This is a genomic window from Xanthomonas sp. NCPPB 3583 (assembly GCF_041475715.2).
GTDB classification, from domain to species: Bacteria; Pseudomonadota; Gammaproteobacteria; order Xanthomonadales; family Xanthomonadaceae; genus Xanthomonas; species Xanthomonas euvesicatoria.
Genome location: NZ_CM191263.1, coordinates 1,439,816 through 1,456,121, shown reverse-complemented (window position 1 = coordinate 1,456,121; position 16,306 = coordinate 1,439,816). Strand labels below are relative to the sequence as shown.

The window sequence follows — 16,306 nt, the reverse complement described above, 5'->3', positions numbered from 1 at the left end:
GTTTGTCCGACAAACGGCTTGCGGGCGTCAGGTCGCCCCGCGACGCATGCCATGCGCGCCTCCCGCAGCACGTCTGAAAGGCGCGCGATGACCTCTGCACTCAGCGTTTCTTGAGGGTGGCGGCACAGCCGCACCCGTGGTGACCAAGCCGGACGATCATCGATGGTCGCCCGGCAGCCGGCCGAGACGATGGCGGCAGGCTGGCCCCGGACATGGCAAAGACTTCCGGCGCATTCGCAGGTCGCCAACCCGGCCTATCGCAACATCCGCGCGGTACGCGGCTTCAGTCGGCCGCCGCTTCCAATGCCTGGCTCAGGCGCTCCACGGCAATGATTTCCATGCCCTTGATGCTGGTGGTCTTGGGCGCATTGGCGCGGGGCACGATGGCGCGCTTGAAGCCATGCGTCGCCGCTTCCTTCAGGCGGTCCTCGCCATTGGGCACCGGGCGGATTTCGCCGGACAGGCCCACTTCGCCGAACGCGATGGTTTTTTCGGACAGCGGCCGGTCGCGCAGCGACGACAGCACCGCCAGCAGCACCGGCAAATCGGCCGCGGTTTCCTGCACGCGGATGCCGCCCACCACATTGACGAACACGTCCTGATCGCCCACCACGATGCCTCCATGGCGATGCAGTACCGCCAGCAGCATCGCCAGCCGGTTCTGCTCCAGACCCACCGCCACCCGACGCGGGTTGGACAACGGCGAGGCATCCACCAGCGCCTGCACCTCCACCATCAGCGGGCGGGTGCCTTCGCGGGTGACCATCACGCAACTGCCCGGCTGCTGGGTGCTGCCGCCGGACAGGAAGATCGCCGACGGGTTGGAGACTTCCTTGAGGCCCTTCTCGCCCATCGCGAACACGCCCAGTTCGTTGACCGCACCGAAGCGGTTCTTGAACGCGCGCAACAGGCGGAACCGGCTCCCGCTCTCGCCTTCGAAATACAGCACCGCATCGACCATGTGCTCGAGCACGCGTGGCCCGGCGATGCCGCCTTCCTTGGTCACATGGCCGACCAGAAACACCGCGGTACCGGTTTCCTTGGCGTAGCGCACCAGCCGCGCTGCGCTCTCGCGCACCTGGCTCACCGAGCCCGGCGCTGCGGTCAACGATTCGGTCCACAAGGTCTGTACCGAATCGGCCACGATCAGCTTCGGTCGCGCCACGCTGGCGTGCTGCAGGATGTTTTCGATGCCGGTTTCGGCCAGGGCGTTCAGGCCTTCCAGCGGCAGGTCCAGGCGCACCGCGCGCCCGGCCACCTGGGCCAGCGATTCCTCGCCGGTCACATACAACACCGGCAACGTGGAGGCCATGCTCGCCAGCGCCTGCAGCAGCAGCGTCGACTTGCCGATGCCGGGATCGCCGCCGATCAGCACCACCGCACCTTCCACCAGCCCGCCACCCAGCACCCGATCGAACTCGCCGATACCGGTGGACACACGCGCCTGCTCGGACTGCTGCACGTCCTTGAGCGCGGTGATCTTGGGCGCCTCGGCCTTGCCGGCCCAGCCGCTACGCCGCGAGGCCGCTGGCGACGCCTTGCCGCCCGGCGCGGCGCTCTCGAGCACGATTTCGCTCAGCGTGTTCCAGACACCGCATTCGGTGCACTGGCCCTGCCACTTGGTGTACTCGGCACCGCACTCGCCGCAGACATAGGCCGTTTTCGCCTTCGCCATCGCTCTTGCCCATCGTTATTGAAGCAGCAGGATAGTGGCTGACGGTCTCAGTGTGCGCGACGCAGGACTTTGCGGATTCGGGATTCGGGATTCGGACAAGTCGACGATTTGCTGATGCGCAGTGCAAGCGGTGATCGGCTACGCTCACACAACGGCGGCATGACCGTGACGACCGGCCATGCCGCTTGGATTCCACTGATCCCACGTCGGGCAACGACGTGGGCGTGCGCCACTTAGCGCGCCTTGTACAACTCGCTCAGGCGATCCGGCTTGCCGGCGATACGCTCCAGATGCGGATACAGCAGACCGCCGTGGTAGTCGATACGGGCGGTTTCGTAGCGGTCGCCGCGCTTGACTAGCAGTTCGATCGGCGCAGTGGTGCCCTTGGCCGCCTTGATCGCATCCTTGATCACATCGGCGCTGAAGGCGCGGCCGTTGACGGCCACCAGGGTATTGCCGTTGATGATGCCGGCATTGAATGCCGGGCTGTCCCACAACACTTCGTTGACTTCGCCCGAGCCCTCCAGCGACAGGCCCAGCGAATAGGTCAGGCTGACGTCGTTTTCGTTGCTCTCGTAGGTCTTGATGGCCAGGTTCGGTTCGTCGTTGTAGACCAGCTTCCAGCCATTGGCTTCGATGCCGCCATTCAACGAACCGTGCCCGTCCATGCGCTCGCGCAACAGGCTGGCCCAGTCGTAGGCGGCCACGCCGTTGAGCGTGCTGACGATGTCGTCGAAGGTATACGGGTTGACGTCCCAATCGCCGTTCTTCATGCCGAAGAACGCCTTGGCGAAATCGTCGATGGAACGCTTGTTGTTGGTGAGCGCGCGAAGCTTGCTATCCACTTCCAGCCACATCATCTGGCCGCCGGAGTAGTAGTCCTCGCTCATCTGGTAGCTGCGGTACGCCTTGGGACGCCGCATCGACATGGTCGGGTCGTTGGTGGTGTCCTGCACCGTGCGCCAGGCCATGCCGGGGCGGCCGCGCTCGTAGGTTGCCGCCACGCCGGCCAGCATGTCGCGCGCCTGGTCCTGCGTCCACAGGCCGGAACGTGCGGCCATCACTTCGCCCCAGAACTGGGTCTGGCCCTCGTACAGCCACAGCAGGCTGTCGCCCATCGGCACGTTGAAGTTCGGCGTCGCCAGGTCGGCGCCACGGCGGTACTTGCCGTTCCAGGAGTGGTTGAACTCGTGCGCCAGCAGGTCGCGCATGGTCCAGCTCTTGTCCCACTCGGTGAAGTAATTCGGCGGGCCGCTGTTTTCGCTGGAACGGTGATGCTCCAGGCCGATGCCGCCCAGCTTCTTGGTCAGCGCCAGCAGGAATTCGTAATGGTCGAAGTGACGCGCGCCGTACAGCTTGTCCATCTGCTGCACCAACGCGGCGTGTGCCTTGATCTGCTCGGGCTTGGCCTCCAGCGATTTGGCTTCATCGGCGAACACGTTGAGGTAGACCGGCTGCTTGCCGGTGCTCAGCTCCACGCGCTTGTAGTACTTGCCGGCGAACATCGGCGAATCGACCAGGTCGTCGAAATCGATCGGCTTGAAGCTCACCGTGTCGCCGACGCGGCGATCGGTTTCCAGTGCCGTGGCATAGCTCCAGCCGGCCGGCAGCGTGACGCTGGCCTGCGCCTTGATGTTGCGCGCGAAATAGCCGGCCGGATACAGCGCCGTGGTGTTCCACTGCAGGTTGAGCATTTCCGGGGTCATCATCACCCGGCCCTGGTTGCCGGCCTGCGGCGAGAGGAACTTGAACTCGGCCGTCAGCTCGGTGGCGCCCTGAGGCACGTCCACCTTGAACGCATAGACATCGAATTGGTCGCGTTTCCAGGGCACCACCTTGCCATCGACCTTGATCACCAGACCGGCGAGCTTGTCGATCGGTCCGGTCGGCGAATGGTTGCCGGGAATCCACTGCGGGTACAGCAGCGTCATCGGGCCCGGCTTGGCCGGCATAGTGGCCTTGACCTTGAAGATGCGGTGCGCCAGATCGGTGGCGTCCACGTCGATCTTCAAGGTGCCGTCGAACGGCACGTCCTGCGGCGGTGCGGTTTGCGCAGCCGCAGGCAGCGACAACGCCGCCAACAACGACACGGACAACAGGGTGGGCATTTTCATCGCAACTCCGCAGGTGACCTGGACAGGCAAGCCCACGATGCTAAGCGCCTGCCTGTGCTTGACCGTATGCCATTGGTCATGCTGCGGGCGATTGACGCGTAAAAAAAAGGCCGCCAATCACTTGGCGACCTCTTCTTCAACGTTGCGGCGATTCGGCGTGTCGCCGTCTCAATGCATCATGTTGACATTCATGTTGTGCAGCACCCACAGCGAGCCGACGATCACGATGCCGATGATCAGCAGCGAGAACAGGCCCACCTGCACGTTGGAGCGCTGCTCGGGCGTGCGGTCCATGTGCAGGAAGTACACCATGTGCACCAGCATCTGCACCGCGGCCATGACCGAGATCACGACGATGGTGACACCCTTGGAGAACGCGCCGCTCATCACCATCGCAAACGGGATGACGGTGAGGATCACGGCCATCACAAAGCCGATCAGGTAGGACTTCAGGCCGCCGGCATGCGCATCGGCAGCGGTATCGGTGTGGTGGTGATTGGCCATTACAGCGCTCCCAGCAGATAGACGACGGTGAACACACCGATCCAGATGATGTCCAGGAAGTGCCAGAACAGGCTCAGGCAGGCCAGACGCGTGCTGTTGCGCGCGGTCAGGCCGTTCTTGGAAATCTGGATCACCAGCACGGCCATCCACAGCAGGCCGGAGGCCACGTGCAGGCCGTGCGTGCCCACCAGGGTGAAGAATGCCGACAGGAACGCACTGCGACCCGGGCCGGCACCCTCATGGATCAGGTGGTTGAACTCCCATACTTCCATGCACAGGAAGCCGATACCCAGCAGCGCGGTGACGGCCAGCCAGCCGTATAGGCCGCCCATCTTGCGCTTGTGCGCGGCAATCATCGCAAAGCCGAAGCTCAGGCTGCTGAACAACAGCAGGAAGGTTTCCACCAGCACGAACTTCAGATCGAACAGCTCCTTGGCGGTCGGCCCGTCCACCGTGGCGCCGGAGAGCACCGCATAGGTGGCGAACAGACCGGCAAACAGCAGGCAGTCGCTCATCAGATAGACCCAGAACCCGAAGACGGTGTTGCCACCGCCGTCGTGATGCTCGTGGTCGTGATCGTGGCCGCCCGCGTGGGCGGCGTGGTCAAGCGTGGTCGAGGAAGCCATGGTCATACCACCTTCGCGGCCTGCGCCGCCTGTTGCTGTTCGAGCAGGGCGAAACGTGCGTTTTCGATGCGCTCCACTTCGTCGGCCGGCACCCAGTAATCGATGTCGTCATCGAAGGTGCGCGCGATGAAGCTGCCGATCATGCCCACCAGGCCGATGATGGCCAGCCACCAGATGTGCCAGATCAGACCGAAGCCCAGCAGCACACTGAAGGCACCGATATAGACGCCGGCGCCGGTGTTACGCGGCATGTGGATCGCTTCGTACTTGGACGGACGCACCCAGCCCTTGCCATTCTGCTTGTCGGCCCAGAACTGATCGCGGTCGTCGATGTGCGGCAGCACGGCGAAGTTGTAGAACGGCGGCGGCGAGGAGGTTGCCCATTCCAGCGTACGGCCATCCCACGGGTCGCCCGTGTAGTCCATATGCTCCTTGCGCTTCCACACGCTGTAACCGATCTGCACCAGGTTCAAGAAGATGCCCATGCCGATGATGGCAGCACCCACCGCGGCCACGTACAGCCACGGCGCCCACTCGGGGTGGTTGTAGGTGTTCATGCGACGGGTCATGCCCATGAAGCCGAGCACGTACAGCGGCATGAAGGCCACGAAGAAACCGATGATCCAGCACCAGAACGAGGCCTTGCCGATCTTCTCGTTGAGCTTGAAGCCGAACGCCTTCGGGAACCAGTAGGTCAGGCCAGCCAGGTAACCGAACACCACGCCGCCGATGATCACGTTATGGAAGTGCGCGATCAGGAACAGGCTGTTGTGCAGCACGAAGTCCACGGCAGGAATCGCCAGCATCACGCCGGTCATGCCGCCGATGGTGAAGGTGATGATGAAGCCGATCGTCCACAGCACCGGCGAGGTCATGTGCACGCGACCGCGGAACATGGTGAACAGCCAGTTGAAGATCTTCACGCCGGTCGGGATCGAGATGATCATCGTCGTGATGCCGAAGAAGGCATTGACGTTGGCACCCGAGCCCATGGTGAAGAAGTGGTGCAGCCACACCACGAACGACAGCACGCCGATGCACGAGGTGGCGTACACCATCGAGGTGTAGCCGAACAGGCGCTTGCGGCTGTAGGTCGCAATCAGCTCGGAGAAGATGCCGAATGCCGGCAGGATCAGGATGTAGACCTCCGGGTGACCCCAGATCCAGATCAGGTTGACGTACATCATGGCGTTGCCGCCACCGTCGTTGGTGAAGAAGTGCGTGCCCAGGTAACGGTCGGCACCCAGCAGCGCCAGCGCCACGGTCAGGATCGGGAACGCGGCGATGATCAGGATGTTGGTGATCAGCGCAGTCCAGGTGAAGATCGGCATGCGCATCAGGGTCATGCCCGGCGCGCGCATGCGCATGATCGTCACGAAGAAGTTGATGCCGGTCAGCAACGTGCCTAAACCGGACACCTGCAGCGCCCAGATGTAGTAATCGACACCGACCCCCGGGCTGTATTCCAGCCCCGACAACGGCGGATAGGCCAGCCAACCGGTCTGCGCGAATTCACCGACACCCAGCGAGATGTTGATCAGCGCCGCGCCGGCCACGAACAGCCAGAAGCTCAGCGAGTTCAGGAACGGGAACGCCACGTCGCGCGCGCCGATCTGCAGCGGCACGATCAGGTTCAACAGGCCGGTCATGAACGGCATGGCCATGAAGAAGATCATGATCACGCCGTGCGCGGTAAAGATCTGGTCGTAGTGATGCGGAGGCAGCACGCCTTCGCCACCGCCGCCGGCCAGCGCCTGCTGGGTGCGCATCATCGCCGCGTCGGCGAAGCCGCGCAGCAGCATGACCAGCGCCACGATGATGTACATCACGCCGATGCGCTTGTGATCCACCGAGGTGAACCACTCTTTCCAGAGATAGCCCCACAGCTTGTACTTGGTGATGGCGCCCGCGATGAGCAGGCCGAGCAGGCCGGCACCACCCAGCGCGACCATGATGATCGGCTCGTGGTACGGAACTGCCTCGATGGTGAGTTTGCCTAGCATCACTTGTCTCCAGAAGTGCACATGGCGACCGGCTCCGTAGCCGATGCCTGATGGTCGCCGTGGCCCTTACTGTGGCCCGGACCATTCATGTATTTGTCGACCAGCGAGCGGAACATGCCGTCCTGCACCGACGAGTAGTAGGTGACCGGATACTGTTCATTGTCGTTGCGATTGGCTGCCAGCACCTGGTACTCGGCAGCGTTCAACGCGGTCGGCGATGCCTTGACCTTGGCCACCCAGGCCTCGAAGCCGGCCTGATCGACGGCGTGCGCCTTGAAGCTCATCTTCGAAAAGCCGTGGCCGCTGTAGTTGGTCGACAGGCCGAAGTATTCGCCCGGCTCGTTGGCCACCAGGTGCAGCTTGGTTTCCATGCCCGCCATGGCGTAGATCATGGTGCCCAGGTGCGGGATGAAGAACGAGTTCATCACCGTGTCGGAGGTGATCTTGAAGTTCAGCGGCGTGTGCACCGGGAACGCGATCTCGTTGACGGTGGCGATGTTCTGGTCGGGGTAGATGAACATCCACTTCCAGTCCAGCGACACCGCTTCGATGTTGATCGGCTTGACGTCCGAATCCAGCGGCCGGTACGGGTCCAGCGCGTGCGACGAGCGCCAGGTCAGCACCGCCAGCACCAGGATGATCACGCACGGGATCGACCACACCACCACTTCGATGGCAGTGGAGTGCGACCAGTCCGGCTCGTAGCGCGCCTTGGTGTTGGATGCGCGATATTTCCATGCGAACGCAATCGTCATCACGATCACCGGGATGACCACGATCAGCATCAGCACCACCGAGGTGATCAGCAGTTGCTTTTCGTCGTGGCCGATCTGGCCTTTCGGATTGAGGATGGCCGAGTTGCAGCCTGCCAGCAGCAGGAAGGGCAACATCAGACCTGGACGAAGTAAACGCCCGAGCTGTTTCAGCGGAATCATCGGTCGATCCAAGTGCGAAGGAACGCCAGCCTCGTTCGTCGTATCGGTCGCGGGATGTTCCCGACGCAGCTGTCTTCCTGGAGGAGATGAACTGCGCAGACCGAAGACACGGGTTAGCGCGCTAATTTTAGTCTTTGCTGCACCTGCACGAAACCCATTGGCAATGATCTGACGCAATAAAAGCGCGCCAATTTGTGCGACATGTTGTCGCAGCGCAGCGCGAGGCAAGAATTGCGCCGTTGCGGCCGCCGAACGGGAAGCGCCTGCGCGGCTGCAACACACGCGGGCAATGCGTGAAACGCGGCACTCGACGCCTCAAAACGCAACTGGGCCGGCACAGGCCGACCCAGTCTTGAAGCGTGGTGCCGGAAATAGGAATCGAACCTACGACCTACGCATTACGAATGCGCCGCTCTACCAACTGAGCTATTCCGGCGAGCCGCCAATTGTAGGAGCGCAGCCGCCCCCGGGTCAATCACTGCAGGCACCGCGTCGCGCCTGCACCGTCATGCCGGAAGCAGTCGCGTCAGCTGACCAGACGCAAGCGCAGCTCCTTGGGAAGCGCGAAGACCATCGATTCCGGCTCGCCTTCCAGTTCGGAGACGCCGGCTGCGCCCAATTCGCGCAAGCGCGCCAGCACGCCATCGACCAGCACCTGCGGCGCAGAGGCGCCGGCGGTCAGGCCGATATGCTGCTTGCCAACGATCCAGGCCGGGTCGATCTCGCTGGCGTTGTCGATCAGGTAGGACTCCACCCCGTCGCGCCGGGCCAGTTCGCTCAGCCGGTTGGAATTGGAGCTGTTGGGCGAACCGACCACCAGCACCAGATCGCACTGGCGCGCCAGATCGCGGACCGCGTCCTGGCGGTTCTGGGTGGCGTAGCAGATGTCGTCGTGGCGCGGCCCCTGCATGGCCGGATACCGAGCCCGCAGGGCTTCGATGATGCCCATGGTGTCGTCCACCGACAGCGTTGTCTGGGTGGTGTAGGCAAGGTTATCGGGTTGGCGGACATCGAGCGTGGCGACCTGTTCGATGTCTTCCACCAGGTAGATCGTGCCCGCCCCGCGCTCGCGGCTCCACTGCCCCATCGTGCCTTCCACTTCCGGGTGCCCGGCGTGGCCGATCAGCACCACGTCGCGGCCGGCCCGGCAGTGCCGCGCCACCTCGAAATGCACCTTGGTCACCAGCGGGCAGGTGGCGTCGAACACCCTCAGTCCACGCCGCTCGGCCTCCTGACGCACCGCCTGCGAGACGCCGTGCGCGCTGAAGATCACGGTGGCATCGTCGGGCACCTCGTCGAGTTCTTCGACGAAGATCGCGCCACGCTGCTTGAGGTCGTCGACCACGAAGCGGTTGTGCACGACCTCGTGCCGCACATAGATCGGCGCGCCCAGCGTCTCGATCGCACGCTTGACGATCTCGATTGCACGGTCGACACCGGCACAAAAACCACGGGGATTGGCGAGCAGGACATCCATGGCGGGCATTCTACGGGAATGAGGGATGCGGGGTCGGACCGGGCGGCATGCGCCTGCAGGCAGGCTTCAGCGCAGATTCCCAGTTCCCGGCTCCTGTTTGCCGGATTTGTCGAACAAGCCGAACACGGCAATTCCGATCGCGCCGCCCACGATCGCCGAGTCGGCGATATTGAACGACGGCCAGGTATGGCTGCCGATGTACCACTGGATGAAATCCACCACGTGGCCGTGCATCAGCCGGTCGATCACATTGCCGATCGCCCCGCCGATCACCAGCGCATACGGCAGCGCGCTGCGCCACTGCCCGCGCGCGGTGCGCGAGAGCCAGAACGCCAGCAGGCCGCTGATGCCCACCGCCAATGCAGTGAAGAACCATAGCTGCCAGCCGCCGGCATCGCTCAGAAAGCTGAAGGCCGCGCCGGTGTTGTAGGTGCGGTACCAGTTCCAGAAGCCGTCGATCACCGGCACCGGGGTGTACTCGGGCAGGCTGGACAGCACCCAGGCCTTGCTCCACTGGTCCAGGCCGACCACCAGCACAGAGAGCAGCAGCCAGATCAGGGCGGAGGGATTGGGGCGTTGACTCATGTCGAAGGATCGCAGTTGGTGGCCGCTGCTCCGATGCCGGAGAAGACGCCTGGGTGGGAGACAGTGACGGCAGCGGCAGAAAACGACAGATGCACGATTGCAGGCGGACAAGCATGGCACGGGCAGCTCGACCAGCCGCGCCGCCCTGACCGCGTGCATGCCCCAAGCTTCAGCAAGCCAGGCGCACGGCGGAATGGCCGCCTCGCCGCAGGGCGACCAGGGCTACCCCGGCAGCTGACGCGAGCTGCGCCAGCGCCAGAGGCCGGCAGTGTGCGTGGCGAGATCCCCGCCACGCGCCGCCGCCGGCGAGGCCGCGTCAGAACCAGCGACGCTGCTCGCCCGGACCTTCGATATTGCTGACGCAACGGCTGCACAGTTCCGGGTGACGCGGGTCGCTGCCCACGCTGGCCTGGTGGTGCCAGCAGCGCACGCACTTGGCCTTGGTGGTGGGCTGCGCACTGACGAAGATGTCGTCGGTGCTGGCTGCGGTCACGGTGACATCGCCACTGATGAACAAAAAGCGCAGTTCCTCGGCCAGCGGCTGCCAGCGCGCAGCGGTCTGCGCATCGGCGGCCACGGTGATCTCCGCTTCCAGCGCCGCACCGATCGCGCCATTGGCACGCATCGGCTCCAGCACCTTGGCCACCTGCTCGCGCAGGACCAGCAACTTGTCGAAATCCGCACCGGTCAATGCAGCATCGGCCGGCAACGGCGCAAGGCCGTCGTACCAGGTGGCGAACAGCACGTTGTCGACATGCTGGCCCGGCAGGTAGCCCCACAGTTCCTCGGCGGTGAAGCTCAACACCGGCGCGATCCAGCGCACGAACGCCTCGGCCACGTGGTACATCGCGCTCTGCGCCGAACGGCGGCCGCGTGCGTCTTCGGCCATCGTGTACAGGCGGTCCTTGGTGACGTCCAGGTACAGCGAGCCCAGGTCCACGCTGCAGAAATTCAGCAGCGCCTGCACGATCTCGGCGAAGTCGTAGCGCGCGTAGGCGGCCACGATCTTTTCCTGCAGCTCGTGGGCACGATGCACGATCCAGCGGTCCAGCAGCACCATCTGGTCCAGCGCCACCAGGTGCTGCAGCGGATCGAAACCATGCAGGTTGCCGAGCAGGAAGCGCGCGGTGTTGCGCAGCCGGCGGTAGGCATCGGCGTTGCGCTTGAGGATCTCCTGCGACAGCGACATTTCGTTGCTGTAGTCGGCAGAAGCGATCCACAGGCGCAGGATGTCCGCGCCCAGCGTCTTCATGATGTCCTGCGGTTCGATGCCGTTGCCCAGCGATTTGGACATCTTGCGGCCGTGCTCGTCCACGGTGAAGCCGTGGGTGAGGCACTGTTTGTACGGCGCGGCCTTGTCCATCGCCACGCCGCTCAGCAGCGAGGACTGGAACCAACCGCGGTGCTGGTCGGAGCCCTCCAGATACAGGTCGGCCGGCTTGGGCAGGCCACGATCCGGAAGCACCGCTTCGTGCGTCACGCCGGAGTCGAACCACACATCCAGGATGTCGGTGATCTTCTCGTAGTCGGCCGCCTCGCTACCCAGCAGCTCGGACGCGTCCAGCGTGTACCAGACATCCACACCGCCCTGCTCCACGCGGTCGGCCACCTGGCGCAGCAACTCGGTGCTGCGCGGATGCGGTTCGCCGGTTTCGCGATGCACGAACAAGGCGATCGGCACGCCCCAGGTGCGCTGCCGCGAAATGGTCCAGTCCGGGCGCCCGTCGACCATGCCGGCGATGCGCGCCTGGCCCCAGGACGGATACCAATGCACGTTTTCGATGGCTTTCAGCGCATCGGCGCGCAGATTGGCCTGCTCCATCGAGATGAACCACTGCGGCGTGGCGCGAAACGCGATCGGCGTCTTGTGCCGCCAGCAATGCGGATAGCTGTGCTCCATCTTGCTGGCCGCCAGCAGCACACCGGTGCCGCGCAGCGCGTCGATAATGACGTCGTTGGCCTTCCAGATATGTAGGCCGGCCAGCGCGGTATCGCCCAGCGGCGGCGTCGACGGCAGATACACGCCGCGCCCGTCCACCGGATTGATCTGCGCGGCGCCATAGCGCTCCAGCAGACCGTAGTGCTTGGAGACCTGATAGTCCTCCTGGCCGTGACCCGGTGCGGTATGCACGGCGCCGGTACCGTCCTCGGCCGACACGTGATCGCCCAGCAGCAGCGGGATCTCGCGTTCGGCATAGAACGGGTGGTTCAGCAGCATCTGCTCCAGCGCGGCGCCCTTGGCATGGCCGTGCACCACGACAGCATCCACGCCGTAGCGCGCCAGCGCCTTGGCAGCCAACGCTTCGGCGATCACCAGCCAGCGCGGCTGGCCGCGATCGGCCGGGCCTTCCACCAGCACATAGTCCAGCTCCGCGCCCAGGCTCACCGCCAGCGACGCCGGCAGCGTCCACGGCGTGGTAGTCCAGATCGGGACCGCCACGCCCACGCCACTCGGTAGCGTCGCGCCGAATGCGGCAGCCACTGCACCTGGATCGCGCGCCGGATAGGCGATATCCACCGTCGGCGACACCTTGTCGGCGTATTCGATCTCGGCCTCGGCCAGCGCCGAACCGCAATCGAAGCACCAGTGCACCGGCTTGACGCCGCGGGTCAGATGGCCGTTGTCGACCACCTTGGCCAGCGCGCGGATTTCGTTGGCTTCGAAGCGGAAATCCAGCGTCTTGTACGGGTTGTCCCAATCGCCGATCACGCCCAGGCGCTTGAAATCGCGTCGCTGCAGATCGATCTGCTCGGTGGCGTACTCGCGGCATTTCTGCCGGAATTGGGCCGCATCGAGCTTGACGCCGACCTTGCCGTATTTCTTTTCGATCGCGATCTCGATCGGCAGGCCGTGGCAATCCCAGCCCGGGATGTACGGCGCGTCGAAGCCGGCCAGATACTTCGACTTGACGATGATGTCCTTGAGGATCTTGTTGACCGCATGGCCCAGATGGATCTGGCCATTGGCATACGGCGGGCCGTCGTGCAGCACGAACAACGGGCGGCCGGCGGCATTGGCACGCAGCTGCGCGTAGAAGCCCTCGCGCTCCCAGCGCTCCAGCATCGCCGGCTCGCGCTTGGGCAGGTCGCCGCGCATCGGAAATTCCGTCGCAGGCAGATGAAGAGTGGCTTTGTAGTCTTGGGTCACAGGAATCTACCGTTGCGCTGGATTGCTTGAGAAGTCCGCACATGGATGTGCGGGCTCTTGCGAGGGACTCGCATTATCTTCGGGCTCTTGCAAGGGACTGGCCGTACTCGAGGGTTGTTGCTCAGCATGCATCTGCGCCGCCAGCACCTCACGTGCCTGTTCGGCATCGCGGTGCATCTGCACGGTCAGCGCCTCCAGGCCATCGAATTTTTCTTCGTCGCGCAGCTTGGCGACGAATTCCACGGCAATGTGCCGGCCATACAGATCGCATTGGAAATCGAACAAGTGCGCTTCCAGCAGCGGCTCCACGCCCGCTACCGTGGGGCGCGTGCCGAAGCTCGACACCGACGGCCACGGCCGTTCGGCCACGCCGTGCACCCAGGTTGCATAGATCCCCGACAACGCCGGCGTGCGCGGAAAGCGCAGGTTGGCGGTGGGATAGCCCAAGGTCCGGCCAAGCTGCTTGCCGCGCACGACCCGGCCACCGATGGCGTACGGGCGACCGAGCAAGTCGCCAGCGTGGGCAAATTCGCCGGCGCCGAGCAGTTCGCGAATCCGCGTCGCTGAAATCCGCTCCCCATGCAGATGCACCGGCGCAATCTCGCCCGCCACAAACCCATGCTGCTCGCCAAGCGTACGCAACAGGCCGATGTCGCCGCTGCGTCGATGGCCGAAACGGAATTCCGGGCCAATCCAGACTTCGCGCGCGCGCAGCCGGCCAACCAGCGCCAGCCGCACAAAATCTTCCGCACGCATCTTGGACAGGCGACCGTCGAAACGGATCATGCCCACGCTGTCGGCGCCGAACCCGTATAAGCCTTCGATCTTGGCGCGCGCCAGGGTCAGACGCGGCGGCGGCGCGGCGGGTGCGAAGAATTCACGCGGTAGCGGCTCGAAGCTCACCGCCACTGCCGGCACACCGAGTGCGCGGGCACGCGCCACGGCGTGTTGCACCAGCGTCCGATGCCCCAGATGCAGGCCATCGAAGGCACCGATGCAGACCACGCTTCCGCGCGGGAACAGCGTCCCGCCTTCGACGTCTCTAAACAGCCTGCTCATTCCTCGATCCAAACAGATGCCGGCCCGCCGGCCGACCCTCGTTGATACATAACCTGCAAGTATAGCCGTGCCTGTCAAGCCGTATGGCACCTTGGCGTGGCAGCGCGCCACCGCCTGCGGTGCGCGGGGATGCGCAACCTCAGCCAGCGCAGGCGACCGTGCCGCGCATTCGTTCGGCTGTCGCCTCAGCCTTCGCGCAGATGCCGCGGCCGCAGCCCCAGCGCCAACTGCGCGACCAGATACGTCGCCCCGCCACTGCCCACCAGTACCGCCAGCCAGCCGATGCGGTTCCACTTGTCCATCTGCGTAAACGACGGCAGCCACCACAGCAGGCTCAACAGCACTGCCGCCATCGCCGCGCACGCCAGCAGCAGACGCAGCGTATAGCCCCCCCAGCCCGGGCGGCGCTGGTACACGCCGGACTTGCCCAGCCAATACCACAGCAATCCCAGATTGAGATAACTCGACAATGCACTGGCGATACCCAACGCCAGATGCAGGCCCGGCTGCTTGCCCAGCGCCTGCATCACACCCTGCGCCTTGAGTTCGGGCGGCACCATGATCTGGTACACGACCGCCAGCAACGCGAAGTTGAACACCATGTTGGCGATCAGCGCCGCCACGCCCGCACGCACCGGGGTGCGGGTGTCCTGGCGTGCGTAGAAGGCCGGCAGCAGCACCTTCAGCATGGCGTAGGCCGGCAAACCGAAGCTCAGACCGTAGACCGACATCGCCGTCATGCGGGTGTCGAACGCGGTGAACTGGCGGTACTGGAACAACGTCGCCACCAACGGTTCGGCCAGCAGCAGCAGGCCGAGCATGGCCGGCATCGCGATCAGCAAGGTGGTGCGAAATCCCCAGTCCAGCGCGCCGGAGAAAGCGCTGCGGTCGGTCTTGACGTGATGGCGCGCCAGCGCCGGCAGGATCACCGTGCCCAGCGCCACACCGAACACACCCAGCGGCAGTTCCAGGAACCGGTCAGCCAGCGACAACCACGACTGCGACCCATCGGCCAGGCGCGCGGCGATCACCGTATCCAGCATCAGGTTGATCTGCGCAATCGACGAGCCGAACAAGGTCGGGATCATCAAGGTCAGCACCTTGCGCACATCCGGGTGATTCCAGCCCCAGCGCGGCAGCGTCAGCAGGTCGATACCCTTCAGCGCCGGCAACTGGAACAGCAACTGCAACGCACCGGCCACCAGGACCGCCCAGCCCAGCGCCAGGATCGGGACCTCCAACCGCGGCGCCAACCACAGCGCGCCGGCAATCATGCACAGATTGAGGATGACCGGCGTCAGCGCCGGAATGGCAAAGCGCTGGAAGCTGTTGAGCGCGCCGCCGGCCAGCGCCGTCAACGAGACGAACAGCAGGAACGGAAAGGTCAGCCGCAACAGATCGACCAACAAACCGTATTTTTCAGGATCGGTGGCCGCGCCATCGGAAAACACCGCGGCCAGTTGCGGGGTGAAGATCAGCCCCAGTGCGGTGATCAGCAGCAACATCCCGCCTAAGGTGCCGGACACGCGCGCCATCAGCTCGCGCAGGTCGGCATGCGGGCGGGTCTCCTTGACCTCGGTGAACACCGGCACGAACGCAGTGGCGAACGAGCCTTCGGCGAACAGCCGGCGCAGGAAATTGGGAATGCGGAAGGCCACCCAGAACGCGTCGGTCACCGCATTGGCGCCGAAGGTGGTGGAAATCGCCTGGTCGCGGATCAGGCCCAGCACCCGCGAGATCATGGTCATACTGCTGAATGAGAGCAGGCCTCTCAACATGCCGGGCTTGCTCACTCTGCATCCCTCTTGACAACTGACTTGACGTACATATCCGGGTCCATCATACTTTCGCGCTTGCTTTTTCCACCATACCGATTTTTCAGGAACCCACCACCGTGGCCAATATCAAGTCCGCCAAGAAGCGCGCCAAGCAGACCATTGTGCGCAATGAGCGCAACACCGGTCAGCGCTCGATGCTGCGCACCGCCGTCAAGAAGGTGATCAAGGCCCTTGACGCCAACGATGCTGCAGGCGCCGAAGCTGCTTTCGCCGTTGCCCAGCCCATCCTCGACCGTTTCAGCGCCCGTGGCCTGATTCACAAGAACAAGGCTGCACGTCACAAGAGCCGCCTGACCGCGCGCATCAAGGCCATCAAGGCCGCATAAGCGATCGGTTTGCGCA

Annotated in this window: 12 protein-coding genes and 1 tRNA gene; 1 reads left to right on the top strand and 12 read right to left on the bottom strand. The window is 64.3% G+C overall.

Annotated elements, in window-relative coordinates; all coding sequences use genetic code 11:
• Positions 1-283 precede the first annotated feature (283 nt).
• The 12 genes from radA to murJ form a co-directional block, all read right to left on the bottom strand.
• Positions 284-1,675, bottom strand: a complete 1,392-nt coding sequence (gene radA, locus ACCQ07_RS06540) for a DNA repair protein RadA (RefSeq protein ID WP_008571089.1) — start codon at positions 1,673-1,675, stop codon at positions 284-286.
• A 233-nt stretch (positions 1,676-1,908) separates the two neighbouring features.
• Positions 1,909-3,789 carry a M61 family metallopeptidase gene (locus ACCQ07_RS06535; protein WP_372363916.1) on the bottom strand — a complete coding sequence of 627 codons (1,881 nt, stop codon included), beginning with the start codon at positions 3,787-3,789 and terminating at the stop codon, positions 1,909-1,911.
• Between the two features lie 168 nt (positions 3,790-3,957).
• The gene (gene cyoD, locus ACCQ07_RS06530; RefSeq protein ID WP_003484294.1) at positions 3,958-4,293 is read right to left on the bottom strand and encodes a cytochrome o ubiquinol oxidase subunit IV; all 336 of its coding nucleotides are present in this window, start codon (positions 4,291-4,293) and stop codon (positions 3,958-3,960) included.
• Entirely contained in the window at positions 4,293-4,925 is a 633-nt protein-coding gene (gene cyoC, locus ACCQ07_RS06525; RefSeq protein WP_008577121.1) for a cytochrome o ubiquinol oxidase subunit III, read from the bottom strand. The genes cyoD and cyoC overlap by 1 nt, the downstream gene beginning before the upstream one ends.
• Complete coding sequence (cyoB, locus tag ACCQ07_RS06520; RefSeq protein ID WP_003484298.1) at positions 4,922-6,922, bottom strand: cytochrome o ubiquinol oxidase subunit I; 2,001 nt, start codon at positions 6,920-6,922, stop codon at positions 4,922-4,924. Before cyoB ends, cyoC begins: the two co-directional genes overlap by 4 nt.
• Positions 6,922-7,857, bottom strand: a complete 936-nt coding sequence (cyoA, locus tag ACCQ07_RS06515) for a ubiquinol oxidase subunit II (protein ID WP_372364125.1) — start codon at positions 7,855-7,857, stop codon at positions 6,922-6,924. The genes cyoB and cyoA overlap by 1 nt, the downstream gene beginning before the upstream one ends.
• 360 nt (positions 7,858-8,217) lie before the next feature.
• Positions 8,218-8,293: transfer RNA gene (locus ACCQ07_RS06510), tRNA-Thr, on the bottom strand.
• 90 nt (positions 8,294-8,383) lie between these two features.
• Positions 8,384-9,334, bottom strand: a complete 951-nt coding sequence (ispH, locus tag ACCQ07_RS06505) for a 4-hydroxy-3-methylbut-2-enyl diphosphate reductase (RefSeq protein ID WP_011346754.1) — start codon at positions 9,332-9,334, stop codon at positions 8,384-8,386.
• Positions 9,335-9,400: 66 nt separating this feature from the next.
• Positions 9,401-9,919 carry a signal peptidase II gene (gene lspA / locus ACCQ07_RS06500; RefSeq protein WP_008577115.1) on the bottom strand — a complete coding sequence of 173 codons (519 nt, stop codon included), beginning with the start codon at positions 9,917-9,919 and terminating at the stop codon, positions 9,401-9,403.
• Between the two features lie 316 nt (positions 9,920-10,235).
• A complete protein-coding gene (gene ileS, locus ACCQ07_RS06495; RefSeq protein ID WP_033479258.1) occupies positions 10,236-13,067 on the bottom strand; it encodes an isoleucine--tRNA ligase in 2,832 nt (943 codons plus the stop codon).
• 6 nt (positions 13,068-13,073) lie between these two features.
• Positions 13,074-14,126, bottom strand: a complete 1,053-nt coding sequence (locus ACCQ07_RS06490; RefSeq protein WP_008577112.1) for a bifunctional riboflavin kinase/FAD synthetase — start codon at positions 14,124-14,126, stop codon at positions 13,074-13,076.
• Positions 14,127-14,311: 185 nt separating this feature from the next.
• Positions 14,312-15,904: a murein biosynthesis integral membrane protein MurJ gene (gene murJ, locus ACCQ07_RS06485; protein WP_218195464.1), complete on the bottom strand. Its 1,593-nt coding sequence runs from the start codon at positions 15,902-15,904 to the stop codon at positions 14,312-14,314.
• A 116-nt stretch (positions 15,905-16,020) separates the two neighbouring features.
• Here murJ and rpsT point away from each other — a divergent pair, with 116 nt between their 5' ends.
• The gene (rpsT, locus tag ACCQ07_RS06480) at positions 16,021-16,290 is read left to right on the top strand and encodes a 30S ribosomal protein S20 (protein ID WP_003484323.1); all 270 of its coding nucleotides are present in this window, start codon (positions 16,021-16,023) and stop codon (positions 16,288-16,290) included.
• Positions 16,291-16,306 lie beyond the last annotated feature (16 nt).

What these genes read in the sequence shown, in the direction of transcription:
- radA (WP_008571089.1), bottom strand. Translation starts at nt 1,675, where the DNA reads ATGGCGAAGGCGAAAACGGCCTATGTCTGCGGCGAGTGCGGTGCCGAG.
- ACCQ07_RS06535 (WP_372363916.1), bottom strand. Translation starts at nt 3,789, where the DNA reads ATGAAAATGCCCACCCTGTTGTCCGTGTCGTTGTTGGCGGCGTTGTCG.
- cyoD (WP_003484294.1), bottom strand. Translation starts at nt 4,293, where the DNA reads ATGGCCAATCACCACCACACCGATACCGCTGCCGATGCGCATGCCGGC.
- cyoC (WP_008577121.1), bottom strand. Translation starts at nt 4,925, where the DNA reads ATGACCATGGCTTCCTCGACCACGCTTGACCACGCCGCCCACGCGGGC.
- cyoB (WP_003484298.1), bottom strand. Translation starts at nt 6,922, where the DNA reads ATGCTAGGCAAACTCACCATCGAGGCAGTTCCGTACCACGAGCCGATC.
- cyoA (WP_372364125.1), bottom strand. Translation starts at nt 7,857, where the DNA reads ATGATTCCGCTGAAACAGCTCGGGCGTTTACTTCGTCCAGGTCTGATG.
- ispH (WP_011346754.1), bottom strand. Translation starts at nt 9,334, where the DNA reads ATGGATGTCCTGCTCGCCAATCCCCGTGGTTTTTGTGCCGGTGTCGAC.
- lspA (WP_008577115.1), bottom strand. Translation starts at nt 9,919, where the DNA reads ATGAGTCAACGCCCCAATCCCTCCGCCCTGATCTGGCTGCTGCTCTCT.
- ACCQ07_RS06490 (WP_008577112.1), bottom strand. Translation starts at nt 14,126, where the DNA reads ATGAGCAGGCTGTTTAGAGACGTCGAAGGCGGGACGCTGTTCCCGCGC.
- murJ (WP_218195464.1), bottom strand. Translation starts at nt 15,904, where the DNA reads ATGTTGAGAGGCCTGCTCTCATTCAGCAGTATGACCATGATCTCGCGG.